The organism is Pantoea sp. CCBC3-3-1 (genome assembly GCF_007981265.1).
In the GTDB taxonomy this organism is placed as follows: Bacteria; Pseudomonadota; Gammaproteobacteria; order Enterobacterales; family Enterobacteriaceae; genus Erwinia.
In genome coordinates this window covers 3,583,485-3,600,553 of the sequence record NZ_CP034363.1, presented here as the reverse complement: position 1 = coordinate 3,600,553, position 17,069 = coordinate 3,583,485, and the positions used below count along the sequence as shown (strand labels likewise).

The window sequence follows — 17,069 nt, the reverse complement described above, 5'->3', positions numbered from 1 at the left end:
TGCCCACGCCATTCACACAAAGTTACAGGCTATAAAAAATGTAACTTTCATTGACGCTTCTTTTTAAAAATCTTCATAGGCTTCACATTCCTTTAACGCCTTTACCTGCTGCCCACGCTGCTTTTCATTGCGTCGCTCATAATCACTGACGTTAACAAAATGAATGTCCAGCAGGACCCGACGAGGAGCATCCTATGAAGACGAAATTAGCCGGTCTGATTGCCGCCGCCTTTTTAACGACAGCGTCATTTTCAACCTTAGCGGCCACTCAGGTCGATGAGAGTCAGACTCAGAATCTGCAACAAATGGGCACGGTTTCCGTGCAGGGCGTAAGCGGTTCTCTGGATGATGCCACCGCGCAGCTGGCGCAAAAGGCAGAAGAGATGGGTGCGACCCATTATCGAATCATCCGTGCCGACACCCCCGGCGACTCCAGCCTGTGGAGTGGTAACGCCGAGATTTACCGTTAAGTATCAGTTAGTCCCAGTGTAGCCTTAGTGATTTCACTGAACCGACCGCAAGATGCGGCCGGTTTTTTTTGCGTCCTTCAGTCAGAATCACAAAACCTAACGATTTCCACCACAGATTTTTTGCGTCGGCTTTACAGAACGGTTAGGATGCATCGCCGCATTTCTCCTTCTTCCCTCAAGATAATAACTACAGGAAGCGGGAACTTGCCCGAATTTTTTGCGTCTGTACGCAATCGTTTGGTTGGCAAGGCAGAAATCAGGATGTCCAGGAAGGACAGCCTTATCACTGTGGACAGGATAATTAGGAAAGAAAATGAAAGCTGATAAAAAAGCGGTTGCAGACAAGCGCGCCGCAAGACGACGTTGGTTAAATTCTCATGATTCCGGCTATCACAAAGCGATGGATAACCGGCACGTGCAGATGATTGCTATTGGCGGTGCGATTGGTACGGGCCTGTTCCTTGGTGCCGGTGCTCGTTTGCAAATTGCGGGTCCGGCCCTGGCAATTGTCTATCTGGTTTGTGGCATCTTCTCCTTCTTTATACTGCGTGCGTTAGGCGAACTGGTTTTACATCGTCCTTCCAGCGGCAGCTTCGTTTCTTATGCACGTGAATTCCTTGGCGAAAAAGCGTCCTACGTGGCGGGCTGGATGTATTTCGTCAACTGGGCGATGACCGGCATTGTTGATATCACCGCAGTAGCGCTTTATATGCACTACTGGGGCGCTTTCGGCGACGTTCCACAGTGGGTTTTCGCCCTCGGTGCGCTGGCGATTGTCGGCACAATGAATATGATTGGCGTGAAATGGTTTGCAGAAATGGAGTTCTGGTTTGCGCTAATTAAAGTCCTGGCGATTGCTATCTTCCTGATTGTCGGCGTGGTGTTCCTGGGCAGCGGTAAAATGCTGGATGGCAACACCACCGGTTTCCACCTGATTAGTGATAACGGCGGTTTCTTCCCGCATGGGATCCTGGCGGCCTTTGTACTGGTACAGGGAGTGGTGTTCGCCTTCGCCTCTATTGAGCTGGTAGGAACGGCGGCGGGCGAGTGTAAAGACCCGAAAACCATGCTGCCTAAAGCCATTAACAGTGTGATCTGGCGTATTGGTTTATTCTACGTCGGTTCTGTGGTGCTGCTGGTGCTGCTGCTGCCGTGGAACGCTTATCAGGCGGGCCAAAGTCCGTTTGTGACCTTCTTCTCGAAGCTGGGTGTGCCTTACATTGGCAGCATCATGAATATCGTGGTGCTGAGCGCAGCGCTGTCGAGCCTGAACTCCGGCCTTTATTCAACCGGTCGTATTCTGCGTTCGATGTCGATGGGGGGATCTGCGCCAAAGTTCATGTCAAAAATGAGCGGTCAACAGGTTCCTTACATGGGCATCCTGGTGACGATTGGCGTTTATATTGTTGGGGTGTACCTCAACTATATCGTGCCTTCCCGCGTGTTTGAGATTGTGCTGAACATCGCTTCACTGGGTATCATCACCTCCTGGGGCTTTATCGTGGTATGCCAGATGCGCCTGCGCAAAGCGATCAAAGAAGGCAAGGCGGAAGACGTAAGCTTTAAGCTGCCATGGGCGCCGTTTACCTCCTGGCTGACGCTGCTGTTCCTGGTTAGCGTACTGGTGCTGATGGCGTTTGATTATCCGAACGGCACCTACACTATCGCTTCCATTCCGGTGATTGCGGTGATCCTGGTTCTTGGCTGGTTTGGCGTGCGTAAACGCGCCAATGCGCTGGCTCAGGAAGAGCACCACGAGCCTGAAGAGGCTGACGAACTGCACGAAAAGTCAGCACATTAAGCGCTGAATTACCCGCCGCGCCCTGACTGCAATAGCAGAGCGCGGCGGGTTTCTTTAAGATAGTTTTCCGCTAACGTTCACCTTAAGATGATGGGGTCCCGCTTAACGCAATGGAGCCTCTATGTCAGTCAAAATCAACGTCATAAAAGATAAAATCCTCTCCGAAAACTGGTTTGTCCTGCGCAATTTCACCTACGAACTCACCAACAAAGATGGCGTAACGCTGCGGCATAAGCGCGAAGTTTACGATCGCGGCGATGGCGCAACCATCCTGCTTTATAATCGTAAGAAAAATAGCGTGATCCTCACGCGTCAGTTTCGTATCGCCACCTGGCTGAACGGCAATCAAAGCGGCATGCTGATTGAAGCCTGCGCCGGGCTGCTGGACGATGACTCACCGGAAGCCTGTATCCGTAAAGAAGCCATTGAAGAAACCGGTTATCAAGTCGGTGAAGTGGTGAAACTTTACGAGCTCTATATGTCGCCGGGCGGCGTAACCGAACTGCTGCACTTTTTTGCCGCCGAGTATAATGACGCAACCCGCGCGAATGAGGGCGGCGGCGTGGATGATGAAGATATCGACGTGATGGAAATTTCGTTTCCACAGGCATGGGCCATGCTCAAGGATGGCCGCATCAGGGATGCTAAAACCGTTATGCTGTTGCAGCATGCTTTCATTGAAGGCTGGCTGAAACTTCCTCAGTAGCCGGCATTGGCCCTGTGCGCGTTATCAGCTTAAAAAGTGATAACAATCACACTAATCGCACTGGCCCTGTTTATTAAGATGAAATACGTTTTTTATCCCGACAAAGAGAATAAGAATAGCGAGCCGGCTGCTGCCGGGGTTGCGGCAACAGGCGCTATCGGGCGATCCTTGTCCGACTAATCTGATTGAGCGCACCGATCCCAGGCGGCATGATAGCCTCTGGCTTGAGACCAGAATCAGCTTGAAACTGTTTAACGATGTGCATAAATTGCTGTCGCAGTTGCTGACTTACGCCACTGACCGGCAATCACTGCGCTATGCTTATGCTTCACTCTGCTCCACTGCCGCCCGGGGATAAAGGTTATCAATGCGTTACTGGATGAAATTACCTTTCGTGCTAATTTTTTTTGTTGTGGCAGCGCATGGCGAACCTTTACAAAAAACGTTTTCTGACTGGCAGATTACCTGTAATAACCAGAACAGCTGTGTAGCCCGTAATTTTCCGGGCGATAAAGGGCTGGTCATGACCATCAGCCGTCAGGCTGGCGCAGACGATCGCCCTTTATTGCGCATTGATTACGGTAACCGCTTTTCGGGTGAACTGAACGGCGCGGCACTGAAAGATAATTTGCTGCTCGACGGTCAGCGCCTCAGGCTCGATCTCAAGCACTGGGATGTGCAAACTCACCATCTGAGCACCTCACACGCCATTTCTATCAACGAGTTTCTGTTACAGGTGATGGATACCAACACTATCCAGCTACTCTATCGGCCACGCTCATCTGTCTCTTTACACGGTTTGAAAGCGGCACTGCTGCTGATGGATGAGACGCAGGGAAGGGTAAACAGCACCAGCGCGTGGATTAAACCCGGCAGCCGCACCGACGTACCGGCACCGGCTGCGCAGCCGACACTTTCTGCTCCGCGTAATGTTCCGCAGGCACTGACTCAGGAAGAGACCACCGGCCTGATTGACTTCGGCACCTGGCGCGTTAATACCGATCGTTGCTCGCTGGATCCACAGCGACGCGAGGTCAGCGTGGCACCCCTTAGCGACAAAAAAGCGTTACTGCTGGTGAGTTGTGAAATGGGCGCTTATAACGTTATCGATCTGGCTTTTGAAGTCACACGCACTCAGCCTTATGTGGCCCGGGGGCTCACCCTGACGCTGCCTTTTGTGCCGCCACACCATAGCGACAAAAAGCTGGAGCTGATTAACGCGCAGTACGATGCCAGCAAAAGCGAACTGCTGACCTACAGTAAAGGACGCGGGCTGGGCGATTGTGGCACCGCCACGCGCTGGCAATATAATGGCCGCGAATTTGTGCTGGCTGAATATGCGGAAGAGGGCACCTGTGACGCCTGGCACAGTAGCGATGACTGGCCCACGCTGTGGACCAGTGAAACCCGTGAGACATCCGCAGCTGATGCTCCGGCGGTGGGTGATTAAAAATACTTAAGCCAGGGGATATCGCGGCGGCGGGCTTTAAAAGCAGCAAAAGCACGTACCGGCCAGAAAATGATTACGCCGAGTACAACCGCCCCGGCAGCCACCTGCCACACCTCATTAAAGCCGAACCCGTCGCCGTGATTTTTCCCCCAGACGGCAAGCGCACCCAGATACATCGCTTTCAGCAGATAAAGATGTAACAGATACATAAACATTGGCGCGCCGCCAAACTGTGCCAGCAGCACCATACTTCGATGCTGTTGCAGCCGTTCAAATGCCGCCAGCAGAGCCAGAGCAATACTCACTGTCAGGCAGAGAAACAGCAGCGAAGGCGGATATTTGATGAGATTGAAAAAGCTCATCATCGTCTGGGTGACGTTCTCGCCAGGCTGCCAGGGTTTTTCGCCGTAGCCGTTTAAAAAACGCAGACCGAAGAACAGCACCAGCGTTGCCAGTGAGAGAAGCCGCAGGGCGTTGACTCGCTTATCGGCTGCAACCGGAGGGCGATAAAGCAACCCGGCAAGGTAGCCGAGTGCGATAGTGCCAATCCACGGCAGCACCGGATAAGAGGTGCGCATCCGCAGGCTCTCGCCCAGCTCAATCCAGCCTCGCTGGTGTAACACGGCCCAGAGCATTCCCAGCGGCGTCTCCGTTGACAGAACAATCGGATCCAGCAGGTTATGCCCGGCGACGATGGCCAGCGCAACCGCTAACAATACCGTTTCAGGCAGCCACAGCAGAGCGGCCAGCGCCAGCATGCTCAGTCCCAGCGCCCAGATCACCTGTAAGTAAATCACCTGTGGCGGAAACTGAAAAGTCCAGCCGAAATTCACCAGCACCAGCTCCAGTAAAATCAGCACCAGGCCCCGCTTAAACAAAAACAGCGAGGTCAAACGGCGATCCTGCACCTTTTGGTGATAGAGCATGGCAGACAGCCCGGTTAAAAAAACAAAGGTCGGTGCGCAGAGGTGGGCGAGCGTACGCATCAGGAACAGCAGCGGATCGGTACTGGTGACGTCAATAGGATCGCTGACCTGTTGATGAAGAAAAAAAGTTTCGCGGACGTGGTCGAGCAGCATGAGCAACATCACCAGACCGCGCAGGGCATCAATAGCGATTAGACGTTGGGAAAGCGAGTGAGGCATATTCACAAATCCTGAATGAAAAAGGAAATGTTATATCATAACAATTGATGCGGTTAAACGGGTTTGCTGGCAGGGCGATTATTGCCGACCAGGCGTTTTTCAGGCAAAAAAATACCCCGCCGGTGAAGACGGGGTAGCAGGGTTAACGACTATCAGTGCGGCTTCAGCAGCTTCTCGGCATGGCTAACGATGTTTTCCACCGTAAAGCCAAACTCGTTAAACAGCTTCTCCGCCGGAGCGGATTCACCAAAGGTGGTCATCCCAACGATAGCGCCGTTCAGGCCAACATACTTGTACCAGTAATCGGCGATGCCCGCTTCAACAGCCACGCGCGCGGTGACGGTTGATGGCAGCACGGATTCACGGTAGGCCACATCCTGCCTGTCAAACAGATCGGTCGAAGGCATTGAAACCACGCGAACTTTATGACCGCTGGCGGTCAGTTTCGCTTCAGCACCCAGCGTGATTTCCACTTCTGAACCCGTTGCGATCAGGATCACTTCCGGCGTACCTTCACACTCTTTCAGCACGTAAGCACCGCGGGAGATGTTCTCCAGCTGCGCTTTGGTACGTTCTGGCTGTGCCAGATTCTGACGGGAAAGGATCAGCGCGGTAGGGCCATGATGGCGTTCAATCGCATGCTTCCAGGCCACGGCGGTTTCGACCTGGTCGCAAGGACGCCAGACGCTCATGTTCGGCGTGACGCGCAGGCTGGCAATCTGCTCCACCGGCTGGTGCGTCGGGCCATCTTCGCCCAGACCAATAGAGTCGTGGGTATAGACCATAATCTGACGCGCTTTCATCAGCGCGGCCATACGCACTGCGTTACGGGCATATTCCACAAACATCAGGAAGGTCGCGGTGTAAGGCACAAAGCCACCATGATGCGCGATACCGTTAGCGATAGCGGTCATACCGAACTCGCGCACGCCGTAGTGGATATAGTTCCCGTCAGCTTCCTCTTTGATCGACTTTGAGCCAGACCAGATAGTGAGGTTACTTGGCGCCAGGTCAGCGGAACCGCCGAGGAATTCCGGCAGCAGCTTACCGTAAGCTTCCAGCGAGTTTTGCGACGCTTTACGGCTGGCAATTTTCGCCGGATTAGCCTGAAGCTGTTCGATAAACTTCTGCGTTTCCTGCTCCCAGTTTTCCGGCATGCCGCCATCCATACGGCGCGCATACTCTTTCGCCAGTTCCGGATGCGCAGCTTTATAAGCGGCGAACTTCTCGTTCCACGCCTGCTCGTACTGTTGGCCTGCTTCTTTCGCATCCCACTGCGCGTAGATATCCTGTGGAATTTCAAACGGAGCAGAGGTCCAGCCCAGCTGCTTACGGGTCAGTGCGATTTCTTCATCGCCCAGCGCCGCGCCGTGTGCTTCTTCTTTGCCCGCTTTGTTTGGTGAGCCAAAGCCAATAATGGTTTTGCAGATCAGCAGCGAAGGTTTATCGGTCACGCTCTGCGCTTCTTTGATCGCTTTAGCAACGGCATCGGCATCGTGACCGTCGATATCACGGATCACATGCCAGTGATAGGCCTCAAAGCGTTTCGCGGTGTCGTCGCTGAACCAGCCCTCGACTTCGCCATCAATAGAAATTCCGTTGTGATCGTAGAAACCGATCAGTTTGCCCAGGCCCAGCGTACCGGCCAGCGAACAAACTTCATGCGAAATCCCTTCCATCAGACAGCCGTCGCCCATAAACACATAGGTGTGGTGATCGACAATGTCGTGACCCGGACGGTTAAACTGCGCGGCCAGCGTACGTTCAGCAATAGCCAGACCTACCGCGTTGGCCAGACCCTGACCCAGCGGGCCGGTGGTGGTTTCCACGCCTGGGGTATAACCGATTTCCGGGTGGCCAGGCGTTTTAGAATGCAGCTGACGGAAGTTTTTCAGTTCTTCGATCGGTAGATCGTAGCCGCTGAGGTGCAGCAGGCTGTACAGCAGCATGGAGCCGTGACCGTTAGAGAGGATGAAACGGTCGCGGTCGGCCCAGGCCGGGTTCGTCGGGTTGTGATGCAAGAAGTCGCGCCACAGCACTTCAGCAATATCTGCCATGCCCATTGGGGCGCCCGGGTGGCCGGATTTGGCTTTCTGCACGGCATCCATACTGAGGGCACGGATTGCATTAGCCAGCTCTCTACGTGAAGACATGTTTTTCTCCCTGATAGTGGGGTGGGATAAATTGGGCGATGAAAACGCCAGAGCGAAAGCTTTTCCCAGCGCGACCCTTAGCGGGAAAACTTTCGCTCAATATGAATACGATTACAGTTGTGCTGCCAGCACGTCTTCCAGGCTCTGCTGGTCAACGGCGAACTGACGAATACCTTCAGCCAGTTTTTCTACCGCCATAGGATCCTGATTATGTTCCCAGCGGAACTGGGCTTCAGACAGCGGAGCAGGCTGGTGGAAAGCTTCGGTTGATGGCTTCAGCTTGCGTTCAACTGGCGCATCGCTTGCCTGCAACTCTTCCAGCAGGTTCGGGGAAATAGTCAGGCGATCGCAGCCTGCCAGCGCCAGAATCTGCTCCGTTTTACGGAAGCTGGCACCCATAATCACCGTGTTATAACGATGCTGCTTGTAGTAGTCGTAGATATTACGTACGGACACCACGCCTGGATCCTCATCCACCACATACGGGTCAAGAGGCTTACGGGTGTTGTACCAGTCGTAGATACGGCCAACAAACGGCGAGATCAGGAATACGCCCGCTTCGGCACAGGCACGAGCCTGGGCGAAGGAGAACAGCAGCGTCAGGTTACAGTTGATGCCGTTTTTTTCCAGCTCTTCTGCGGCGCGGATCCCTTCCCAGGTGGAAGCCAGCTTGATCAGAATACGTGAACGGTCGATACCGTGATCTTCATACATTCTGACCAGTTTCTCAGCCTTGGTCACACACATACCGCGATCGAACGACAGGCGTGCGTCTACTTCAGTCGAGACACGGCCCGGTACGCTTTTCAAAATTTCTAAGCCCAGATTGACGTTAACTTTGTCGCTGGCGTTGATGATTTGGGTCTCTTTACTGCCGCCCTGTTTTTTGGCGTAGTCAATAGCGTCGGTGATCAGGTGCTTATAAGATTCGAGGCTGGAGGCTTTCAGGATCAGAGATGGATTGGTGGTGGCATCTTCCGGGTGGTAATTACGAATAGATTCGATATCGCCACTGTCTGCCACCACGGTGGTGTACTGTTTTAATGCGTCTAGCTGGTTCATCTCATGACTCCTTGATGTGCAATCTGCAAAGCGGATTATGACCGCGTTGGGCAACGGGATTGCCCTGGCTTTTAAGCCAAAAATCCGCTGAAAGCCTTAAATATTCACAACGATTTTTCATAAGGCCTGCTGCGGATTCCCGACACGGTGGTAGGTTCTCAGGCCAAACATTGCATCAGACGTCCTGGGATGGGAATGCGTTTTCTCTGATTGTTGCAATGGGTTAGCCCAATGACTCAGGTTTGCGCAAAGAAAAAATGCCGCATCTGAAAGTGTAGCACCTCTTCAGATTTACGTGACGGCGCGCACGACGCCGCGCCGCTTACGCGTAATAATCGTCGCGATTTTGAATGGTTAACTCTTTGTTAATACTTGTTTTTATTTAATCTTGCCCTCTGAAAACCAGGAGTTTAACCTGGTGTTAACGGTAACAAATTTCGGCAGTTTCAGCCTCATTACGCAACGTTAACCCACGGCTGTTATCCTTTTTACCGATGCTGAACAGCAGCATTTAACCCGCAGCCGCTGAACTATGGGCTGCTTCAAGTTTTTCCCGGCGCTCACCTTTTATGCTGTTGCGGTTGTACCTTCCTGCCAAAACGAAAGGATCATGCTAATGGACGAACAACTGAAGCAGAGCGCGCTCGATTTTCATCAATATCCGGTTCCTGGCAAAATTCAGGTCTCTCCAACTAAACCGCTGGCGACGCAGCGCGATCTGGCGCTGGCCTATTCGCCAGGCGTGGCGGCGCCCTGTCTTGAAATTGCTGCCGATCCGCTTGCCGCACACAAATATACGGCGCGCGGTAATCTGGTCGCGGTGATCTCGAACGGAACGGCCGTGCTGGGATTAGGGAATATCGGCGCGCTGGCAGGAAAACCGGTAATGGAAGGCAAAGGGGTACTGTTCAAGAAATTCGCCGGTATCGACGTATTTGATATTGAGATTGATGAGACGGACCCCGACCGACTGATTGAGGTGGTGGCGGCGCTGGAACCCACATTCGGCGGGATTAACCTCGAAGATATTAAAGCGCCGGAATGTTTTTACATTGAAAAAGCGCTGCGCGAGCGCATGAACATTCCGGTATTTCATGATGACCAACACGGTACCGCTATTATCTGTACGGCAGCGGTGCTAAACGGACTGCGCGTAGTGCAGAAAAATATCGCCGATGTGCGACTGGTGGTATCGGGAGCGGGCGCATCCGCCATCGCCTGTATGAATCTGCTGGTGGCGTTGGGAATGCAGCGCCACCATATCGTGGTCTGCGATTCCCGTGGCGTAATTTATCAGGGCCGCGAAGCAGATATGGTGGAAACCAAAGCGGCTTATGCTATCCCGGACAACGGAAAGCGCACGCTGGATGAAGTAATTGCTGACGCGGATATCTTCCTTGGCTGTTCAGGGCCGGGCGTGATGAAGCCGGAAATGGTCAAAAAAATGGCGCGTGACCCGCTGATTCTGGCGCTGGCCAACCCGGAACCGGAAATCCTGCCGCCGCTCGCAAAGGCTGTACGTCCCGATGCGATTATCTGCACCGGACGTTCCGATTACCCAAATCAGGTCAATAACGTGCTCTGCTTCCCGTTTATTTTTCGCGGTGCGCTGGATGTTGGTGCTACGGCAATCAATGAGGCGATGAAACTGGCGGCGGTACAGGCGATTGCGGAACTGGCGCTGGCAGAACAAAGTGACGTGGTGGCCTCCGCTTATGGCGATGAAGAACGCTCTTTCGGGCCCGATTATCTGATCCCCAAGCCTTTCGACCCGCGGCTGATTGTACAAATCGCGCCCGCCGTCGCTAAAGCAGCCATGGCGTCGGGCGTGGCGACACGTCCCATTCACGATATGGATGCCTATCGCGAAAAACTGGGAGAATTTGTCTATAAAACCAATCTGTTTATGAAACCCATCTTTACTCAGGCACGTAAAGATCCTAAACGCGTGGTGCTGGCGGAAGGGGAAGAGGCGCGAGTCCTGCATGCTACGCAGGAGCTGGTCACGCTGGGATTGGCGAAACCGATACTGATTGGTCGCCCTAATGTGATTGAGATGCGGCTGAAAAAGCTCGGGCTGAAAATCGAGGCGGGAAAAGATTTTGAGGTTGTGAACAATCAGTCCGATCCGCGCTTTAAGGCCTACTGGAACGAATATTATCACATCATGAAGCGGCGCGGGGTGTCGCCGGAGCAGGCCCAGCGCGCGGTTATCGGTAATCCAACGCTTATCGGCGCAATCATGGTTCATCGCGGCGAAGCCGATGCGCTGATTTGCGGCACTATTGGCGATTATCACGAGCATTATGACGTGATTGAAAAGCTGTTTGGCTTCCGGCAGGACGTCAAAGTGGCGGGTGCCATGAACGCGCTGCTGCTGCCGAGTGGCAATACTTTTATCGCCGACACTTACGTTAACGAAGATCCCACGCCCGAGCAGCTGACCGAGCTCACGCTGATGGCGGCAGAAACGGTGCGGCGTTTCGGTATTGAACCTAAAGTGGCGCTGCTGTCACACTCCAGTTTTGGCACGTCCGACGGTCCCGCCGCCAGTAAGATGCGCCAGACGCTGGCGAGGGTGCAGGCGCGTGCACCGGAACTGGAAATTGATGGCGAGATGCATGGCGATGCCGCGCTGGTAGAAAGTATTCGTCAGGATTTGATGCCGGACAGCCCGTTAAAAGGCGCTGCTAATATCTTGATTATGCCTAACGTGGAGGCCGCGAGGATCAGCTATAACCTGCTGCGGGTCTCCTGTTCGGAAGGGGTGACAGTGGGGCCGGTGCTGATGGGCATCGCCAAACCGGTCCACGTGTTGACGCCAGTCGCGTCGGTGCGACGTATCGTCAATATGGTGGCACTGGCGGTGGTGGAGGCACAAACGACCCCGTTATAAAAGGTGAGCAGGAACATGGGGTTTCTCACGCCAGCACGGTGTTAGCCGCCTGAGGGAAACCCTGTCTTAATACCTGCTTAACACCCTGTTTTAAATCGGTTTAAATCCACTCTTTAACCGGCAGGAAATCGGTATAAAGCGCCGCTTCCGGCGTTCCCGGCTGCGGCTGATAGTCATATTCCCAGCGAACCAGCGGCGGCATCGACATTAAAATCGATTCGGTACGTCCGCCGGTTTGCAGACCAAACAGCGTCCCGCGATCCCACACTAAATTGAATTCCACATAGCGGCCGCGACGGTAGAGCTGGAAATTACGCTCACGCTCGCCCCACGGCAGTGCTTTACGACGCGCAACAATCGGCAGGTAAGCTTTCAGAAAACCTTCGCCGACGGCTTGCGTAAAGCGGAAGCTGTGATCGAAATCGGGCGTATTCAGATCGTCAAAGAACAAACCACCAATGCCGCGCTGCTCGTTACGGTGTTTGATAAAGAAGTAGTCATCGCACCATTTCTTAAAGCGAGGATGCACCTCTTCACCAAATGGCTGACAGAGATCGAACGCGGTTTGATGCCAGTGCACCGCATCTTCTGTAAAGCCGTAATAAGGCGTGAGATCGAAACCGCCGCCAAACCACCATACCGGATCGGCTCCCGGCTTTTCGGCTATAAAAAAGCGCACGTTGGCATGGCTGGTGGGGATATAAGGGTTTTCGGGATGGATCACCAGCGATACGCCCATCGCTTCAAAGCTACGGCCAGCCAGTTCCGGCCGGTGTGCGGTGGCAGAAGCGGGCATCCGATCGCCGTGAACATGGGAAAAATTTACGCCAGCCTGCTCAAACACGGCACCGCTACGCAGCACGCGGCTACGTCCACCGCCGCCGCCTTCACGCGTCCAGCTGTCTTCTTCAAAACCGGCCTTGCCGTCAGCCTGCGCCAGCTGCTGGCAAATCGAATCCTGTAAACCGAGCAGAAACTGCTTAACCTTAGCGATATCGGGTGCGTTCATGAGATAACCTGGATAACAAAAAATGACGCGCGAAGTATACGCCAAAACGCGCGGGCTGGGTCGTCGGTTATCAATATCCGCCGTGAGAAGCAACAGACATCAGCCGGGACGGCGGTTATTCGCATCGAATTCGGTGAAATAACTGTTGATACCGTCAACGATAGCGCTGGCAATCTTGCGGCGGAACGCTGTCGTGCCCAGTAAGCGCTCTTCGGACGGATTGGTAATAAATGAAGTTTCTACCAGCACAGACGGAATCGACGGCGACTTCAGCACCGCAAAAGCTGCCTGTTCGGTATGCTGGCTGTGCAAATGATGCACCGGACGGATCTGATTCAGCACGTGTTTACCCAGCGTCAGGCTGTTCTTGATCGTATCGGTTTGCACCAGGTCAAACAGTACCTGTTGTAGATAATGATCTTTCTGCGCCACTTTTACGCCGCCCACGTCATCAGCCGCGTTTTCCCTGTTGGAAAGATAGCGCGCCATGCTGCTGCTTGCGCCGCGGTTAGAGAGGGCGAATACCGATGCGCCGTTGGCATCCGGGCTGGTAAAACCATCGGCATGGATCGACATAAACAGGCTGGCACCATGCTGATGCGCAATTTCGACGCGTTCGCCTAAAGGGATAAAATGATCGCTCTCACGGGTGAGGCGCGCCTCAATGTGCGGATGGTCGTTCAGTAAGTCGCGGATGTGGTTAGCAATCTCCAGCACCACATGTTTCTCTTCCGATCCTTCTTCGCCAACCGCGCCGGAGTCAATGCCACCGTGACCGGGATCGATCATCACGATCTTCTTGCCGCTGGCAGACGGGCCGTGAGTTTTCCCATGTGGCCCTACGGTTTTGAGCGGCGCTTCTTTGGCTCGAGCCGGTTTATTGGTTAATAAAGCCAGCGCCAGGCCAGAGAGCAGCAAATGGCGACGGGAGGTCAGCGGAGTCATCGGGCCTTTTTTCATTACAACATCCTCACAGCACAAAGTGCTTAGTGTTATATCGTAACAGTCACGTAACGGCGAGAACGGAACTATTTCAACCTCTTACTTTTTATTGCAGCAGGCTAACGGCGTGTCCAGTTGTGTTAGCGCTGCTCTGCCACCAGGATAGCCATCGTGTCCGGCTCCAGCGCCCGAAACAGATGCTCCCGATCGGCCGGATAAGAAATATAATCGCCCGGATGCAGTTCAACAGGTGAAGCGGTCAACCCGACCAGCGCCCGGCCTTTGGTTAAGATTAAATGCTCAACCGAACCGATGGGATGCGGACTGGAAAGCCGGTCAGAACCCGGCTGGGTCAAAAGCAGATATATATCGCGCCGCGCGCCAGGTGGACAGGTAGCAAGCAAAATCGCTTTATAATCAGCCAGCTCTGCGGTGACCATTGGCCCCTGGCCACAACGAATAACCTGCATTTTATTCACTTCTGGCTCCAGTAGCCGCGCGAAGGGAATATTCAGCGCGGCGCACAGCGCCCACAGGGTTTCAAGACTCGGATTACCATTACCCGCCTCAAGCTGGGATAGCGTCGATTTTGCCACGCCAGCCCGGCGTGCGACTTCAGCCAGAGAGAGACCGGCCCGCTGGCGTTCCCGTAACAATCCCCCTGCAACGATATCGATAGGTTGAGACAAAAGCAGTTTCCTTTCGCTATAACGAACGACCGTTCGTCTTGTAAATCATATTTTAAGCGTTCATTATAACGTTTTATCGTTCGTTATGGGATGAAGTTATGGCGCTTTACCGCCCGGTGTTAAGCCGAAACGTGGTCAAGGCTATCTTGCTGGTTTGCCTGGCCGACAGCCTGGTCGGACTCTCCTATGGCTCGCTGGCCATCGCCGAGGGCTTTCCTTTATGGGTGCCGATGGCGCTCTCCACAATGGTGCTGGCCGGGGCATCAGAATTTATGTTCATTGGTATTGTCGCGGGCGGCGGAAGTCCGTTAATGGCCGCAGCAGCCGGTTTACTGGTCAATGCGCGGCATTTGCCTTTTGGCATCGCGGTGAAAGATTTGGTTGGGCGTAAAGCGGCCAGCTGGCTTGGATGTCACATTATGAATGACGAAAGCGTCGTCTTTGGCATTTCGCAAACGCATCAGGCACAGCGTGTTGCCGCTTACTGGTTTTGTGGTCTGGGTATTGCCCTGTGCTGGCCGTTGAGCGTGCTGGCAGGGGCGTCGATTGGACAGTTGATTCCTGATACCCGCGTCATCGGGCTGGATGCAGTTTTCCCGGCTATTTTAATCGCGCTGATTTTTTCGGCGCTGCAAAAGCGCCGTGTGGCGATACCTGCCGCCGTCGGCGCAGTTATCGCGCTGGCCACGGTTCCGTTTGTGCCGGCCGGTATGCCGATCCTTTTTTCACTGTCAGGCCTGTTTGCCTGGAGGCATCGTCAATGACACAGTCAGTTATCGCGGGCATTGCTTTACTGGCGATCGGCACGTTTGCCATGCGTTTTGCGGGCTATAAGCTGGGCGAACGGATGCCGCTCTCTGAGCGTGCGCGAACCCTGTTAGCCGATGCGGCTATCCTGCTGCTGCTGGCCGTTGCCGCAACGTCCACTTTCTACGAGGCTGGCCGCTTTGCCGGATACGCTCGCCTGACCGGTGTAGGGGTTGCTCTGTTGCTGGCGTGGCGAAAAGCGCCGCTGATTGTCGTTATTATCGCCGCTGCCGTCGCGGCGGCGGGAATGCGCTATGCCGGAATCGCCTGAACCGGCGGTTTTGCGCCATTTAATGGCTAACCGATCTTGGCACTGGCGGAAGAAACCGTGATAATCAGCAAATTATGGTTAACATCTGGGGCAACGCCATGGAAATTCGCGCATTTAGCCAGGACGATTTTGAAGAAGTTATCACTCTGTGGGAGCGTTGCGATTTGTTACGCCCATGGAACGATCCTGAAATGGATATCGAGCGTAAGCTCAAACACGACCCGGACCTGTTCCTGGTCGCCGTGGTTGGCGGCACCGTGGTGGGTACGCTGATGGGCGGTTATGATGGCCACCGCGGCTCGGCCTATTATCTTGGCGTGCATCCTGACTATCAGGGACGGGGCTTCGCCAACGCATTGATTAATCGTCTTGAGAAAAAGCTGATTGCCCGCGGCTGTCCGAAAATTAACGTAATGGTGCGCGAAGAAAACGACGCCGTGCTGGGATTTTACGAGAAGCTTGAGTATGAAATGCAGGATATCGTGTTGTTAGGTAAGCGCCTGATTGAAGATCGTGAATACTAAACGACTTCGCACCTTGATGATGCAAAACTATACCCCCGATGATTTTGACGCGAAGGGCCAGCTGAAATTACCGCTGGCCTTTTGGGCTGTGCTGCTGCTCCAGGCGCGTACCTGGCTGCTTTTTGTGATGGCGGGTGCCTCAAGGGAACAGGGCGCGTCGCTGTTAGCGCTGTTCTATCCTGACACCCAGGCTTTTTGGATTGGGATAGGACTGGGCGTTCCTGCCGCGCTTGGTCTGCTGTTGACCGGCTATCGTCAGCGTTTTCCCCGGATCTGGCAGGCGTGGCGTTGGGTGCTTTGCCTGACGCTGGTGGGCATCCTTGCGCTTCAGGCTGTCAGCCTGTCGCTGGATGATGAAGCGGCTTCGCCTGTGGTTATCTTGTTGACCGGTTTTGACCTTATTGCCCTGATCTGGCTCGGGTTCAGCGTGCGTTTACGGGACTGTTTCAATCCACGACTGAACGGTGAATAAAACTTTTTGCCCGAATGGCACTCCAACACTCAATTCTTATCGTCAGGAGCCGTAATGAAAATTGTTCGTCCGTTAGCGGTAGCCGCCGCTTTAATGCTGGCTGGCTGCGCCAGTTCAGGTACTGCGCAGGAAACCCACAGCGGCGCCACCTGGTGGAATCCACTCACTTATTCCTGGTCCAGCCTGTCGCCCTGGCACTGGTTTGGTTCATCAACAGAGATAACCGAGCAGGGCGTAGGCGAATTGAATGGCAGCACGGCCATGAACGAGCAGGCGATCGGTGATGGGCTAAACGGCGACTATCAGGTGCGGAAAGGGATGCGCGGAGAAAACGGTGGCGTGGTGACGTTTTTCCAGGCGATGGATGGCAAACAGGTAAAGGTTGAAGTGACGGGCGAAGCCACCGTCAGCCGCATTGACGTCACCGACGATGCTATTGCCACTTCTTCCGGAACCAAAATCGGTACGCCATTCAGTGACCTCTACAGCAAAGCCTTCGGTGCCTGTCAGAAAGGTTCAGGAAGCGATCGTAATGGTGTGGAGTGTCAGGCACCGGGCAGTCAGCACATCAGCTACGTCTTTACCGGCGAGTGGCATGGCCCGGAAGGGCTGTTGCCGTCAGACGAAGCATTAAAAAAATGGACCGTCAGCAAGATTATCTGGCGTAAATAA

General features: G+C 54.0%; 16 protein-coding genes. 10 read left to right on the top strand and 6 right to left on the bottom strand.

Annotation, left to right across the window (positions count from 1 at the left end; genetic code table 11):
• Positions 1-194: 194 nt before the first annotated feature.
• The 4 genes from EHV07_RS16820 (at position 195) to EHV07_RS16805 (ending at position 4,427) form a co-directional block, all read left to right on the top strand.
• Positions 195-470, top strand: coding sequence for a YdgH/BhsA/McbA-like domain containing protein (locus EHV07_RS16820; protein ID WP_147199137.1), 276 nt, complete (start codon positions 195-197; stop codon positions 468-470).
• A 313-nt stretch (positions 471-783) separates the two neighbouring features.
• A complete protein-coding gene (gene ansP, locus EHV07_RS16815) occupies positions 784-2,271 on the top strand; it encodes an L-asparagine permease (protein WP_147199136.1) in 1,488 nt (495 codons plus the stop codon).
• Between the two features lie 121 nt (positions 2,272-2,392).
• Positions 2,393-2,977: a GDP-mannose pyrophosphatase NudK gene (gene nudK, locus EHV07_RS16810; RefSeq protein ID WP_147199135.1), complete on the top strand. Its 585-nt coding sequence runs from the start codon at positions 2,393-2,395 to the stop codon at positions 2,975-2,977.
• A gap of 367 nt (positions 2,978-3,344) precedes the next feature.
• Entirely contained in the window at positions 3,345-4,427 is a 1,083-nt protein-coding gene (locus tag EHV07_RS16805; RefSeq protein ID WP_147199134.1) for a DUF1176 domain-containing protein, read from the top strand.
• Here EHV07_RS16805 and EHV07_RS16800 read toward each other — a convergent pair.
• From EHV07_RS16800 to tal, 3 genes are all read right to left on the bottom strand, one after another.
• A complete protein-coding gene (locus EHV07_RS16800; RefSeq protein WP_147199133.1) occupies positions 4,424-5,572 on the bottom strand; it encodes a DUF1624 domain-containing protein in 1,149 nt (382 codons plus the stop codon). The genes EHV07_RS16805 and EHV07_RS16800 overlap by 4 nt on opposite strands.
• A 152-nt stretch (positions 5,573-5,724) precedes the next feature.
• Positions 5,725-7,725 carry a transketolase gene (tkt, locus tag EHV07_RS16795; RefSeq protein ID WP_147199132.1) on the bottom strand — a complete coding sequence of 667 codons (2,001 nt, stop codon included), beginning with the start codon at positions 7,723-7,725 and terminating at the stop codon, positions 5,725-5,727.
• A 111-nt stretch (positions 7,726-7,836) separates the two neighbouring features.
• The gene (gene tal / locus EHV07_RS16790; protein ID WP_147199131.1) at positions 7,837-8,787 is read right to left on the bottom strand and encodes a transaldolase; all 951 of its coding nucleotides are present in this window, start codon (positions 8,785-8,787) and stop codon (positions 7,837-7,839) included.
• 616 nt (positions 8,788-9,403) lie between these two features.
• Here tal and maeB point away from each other — a divergent pair.
• Positions 9,404-11,683, top strand: coding sequence for an NADP-dependent oxaloacetate-decarboxylating malate dehydrogenase (maeB, locus tag EHV07_RS16785; protein ID WP_147199130.1), 2,280 nt, complete (start codon positions 9,404-9,406; stop codon positions 11,681-11,683).
• Positions 11,684-11,783: 100 nt separating this feature from the next.
• Here the strand turns inward: maeB and hemF are convergent, their stop codons facing one another.
• From hemF to EHV07_RS16770, 3 genes are all read right to left on the bottom strand, one after another.
• Complete coding sequence (gene hemF / locus EHV07_RS16780; protein ID WP_147199129.1) at positions 11,784-12,692, bottom strand: oxygen-dependent coproporphyrinogen oxidase; 909 nt, start codon at positions 12,690-12,692, stop codon at positions 11,784-11,786.
• 99 nt (positions 12,693-12,791) lie between these two features.
• A complete protein-coding gene (gene amiA / locus EHV07_RS16775; protein ID WP_147199128.1) occupies positions 12,792-13,652 on the bottom strand; it encodes an N-acetylmuramoyl-L-alanine amidase AmiA in 861 nt (286 codons plus the stop codon).
• A 122-nt stretch (positions 13,653-13,774) separates the two neighbouring features.
• Complete coding sequence (locus tag EHV07_RS16770) at positions 13,775-14,323, bottom strand: helix-turn-helix domain-containing protein (RefSeq protein WP_147199127.1); 549 nt, start codon at positions 14,321-14,323, stop codon at positions 13,775-13,777.
• 98 nt (positions 14,324-14,421) lie between these two features.
• On the opposite strand from EHV07_RS16770, the gene EHV07_RS16765 reads away from it, so the two are divergent.
• The 5 genes from EHV07_RS16765 (at position 14,422) to EHV07_RS16745 (ending at position 17,069) form a co-directional block, all read left to right on the top strand.
• Positions 14,422-15,087, top strand: coding sequence for an AzlC family ABC transporter permease (locus EHV07_RS16765; protein ID WP_147199126.1), 666 nt, complete (start codon positions 14,422-14,424; stop codon positions 15,085-15,087).
• Positions 15,084-15,401, top strand: coding sequence for an AzlD domain-containing protein (locus EHV07_RS16760; RefSeq protein WP_147199125.1), 318 nt, complete (start codon positions 15,084-15,086; stop codon positions 15,399-15,401). The genes EHV07_RS16765 and EHV07_RS16760 overlap by 4 nt, the downstream gene beginning before the upstream one ends.
• Positions 15,402-15,499: 98 nt before the next feature.
• Positions 15,500-15,925: a GNAT family acetyltransferase gene (locus EHV07_RS16755; protein ID WP_147199124.1), complete on the top strand. Its 426-nt coding sequence runs from the start codon at positions 15,500-15,502 to the stop codon at positions 15,923-15,925.
• A 16-nt stretch (positions 15,926-15,941) separates the two neighbouring features.
• A complete protein-coding gene (locus EHV07_RS16750; protein ID WP_147200654.1) occupies positions 15,942-16,397 on the top strand; it encodes a DUF2919 domain-containing protein in 456 nt (151 codons plus the stop codon).
• A 54-nt stretch (positions 16,398-16,451) separates the two neighbouring features.
• Positions 16,452-17,069 (top strand): RpoE-regulated lipoprotein, encoded by a 618-nt coding sequence (locus EHV07_RS16745; RefSeq protein ID WP_147199123.1) that lies wholly within the window; start codon positions 16,452-16,454, stop codon positions 17,067-17,069.

Bases quoted from the DNA above. Each gene is read 5' to 3' on its own strand.
- amiA (WP_147199128.1), bottom strand. From the start codon at position 13,652: ATGAAAAAAGGCCCGATGACTCCGCTGACCTCCCGTCGCCATTTGCTG.
- hemF (WP_147199129.1), bottom strand. From the start codon at position 12,692: ATGAACGCACCCGATATCGCTAAGGTTAAGCAGTTTCTGCTCGGTTTA.
- ansP (WP_147199136.1), top strand. From the start codon at position 784: ATGAAAGCTGATAAAAAAGCGGTTGCAGACAAGCGCGCCGCAAGACGA.
- EHV07_RS16765 (WP_147199126.1), top strand. From the start codon at position 14,422: ATGGCGCTTTACCGCCCGGTGTTAAGCCGAAACGTGGTCAAGGCTATC.
- EHV07_RS16750 (WP_147200654.1), top strand. From the start codon at position 15,942: ATGATGCAAAACTATACCCCCGATGATTTTGACGCGAAGGGCCAGCTG.
- EHV07_RS16805 (WP_147199134.1), top strand. From the start codon at position 3,345: ATGCGTTACTGGATGAAATTACCTTTCGTGCTAATTTTTTTTGTTGTG.
- EHV07_RS16755 (WP_147199124.1), top strand. From the start codon at position 15,500: ATGGAAATTCGCGCATTTAGCCAGGACGATTTTGAAGAAGTTATCACT.
- tkt (WP_147199132.1), bottom strand. From the start codon at position 7,725: ATGTCTTCACGTAGAGAGCTGGCTAATGCAATCCGTGCCCTCAGTATG.
- EHV07_RS16800 (WP_147199133.1), bottom strand. From the start codon at position 5,572: ATGCCTCACTCGCTTTCCCAACGTCTAATCGCTATTGATGCCCTGCGC.
- nudK (WP_147199135.1), top strand. From the start codon at position 2,393: ATGTCAGTCAAAATCAACGTCATAAAAGATAAAATCCTCTCCGAAAAC.
- maeB (WP_147199130.1), top strand. From the start codon at position 9,404: ATGGACGAACAACTGAAGCAGAGCGCGCTCGATTTTCATCAATATCCG.
- EHV07_RS16820 (WP_147199137.1), top strand. From the start codon at position 195: ATGAAGACGAAATTAGCCGGTCTGATTGCCGCCGCCTTTTTAACGACA.
- EHV07_RS16745 (WP_147199123.1), top strand. From the start codon at position 16,452: ATGAAAATTGTTCGTCCGTTAGCGGTAGCCGCCGCTTTAATGCTGGCT.
- EHV07_RS16760 (WP_147199125.1), top strand. From the start codon at position 15,084: ATGACACAGTCAGTTATCGCGGGCATTGCTTTACTGGCGATCGGCACG.
- tal (WP_147199131.1), bottom strand. From the start codon at position 8,787: ATGAACCAGCTAGACGCATTAAAACAGTACACCACCGTGGTGGCAGAC.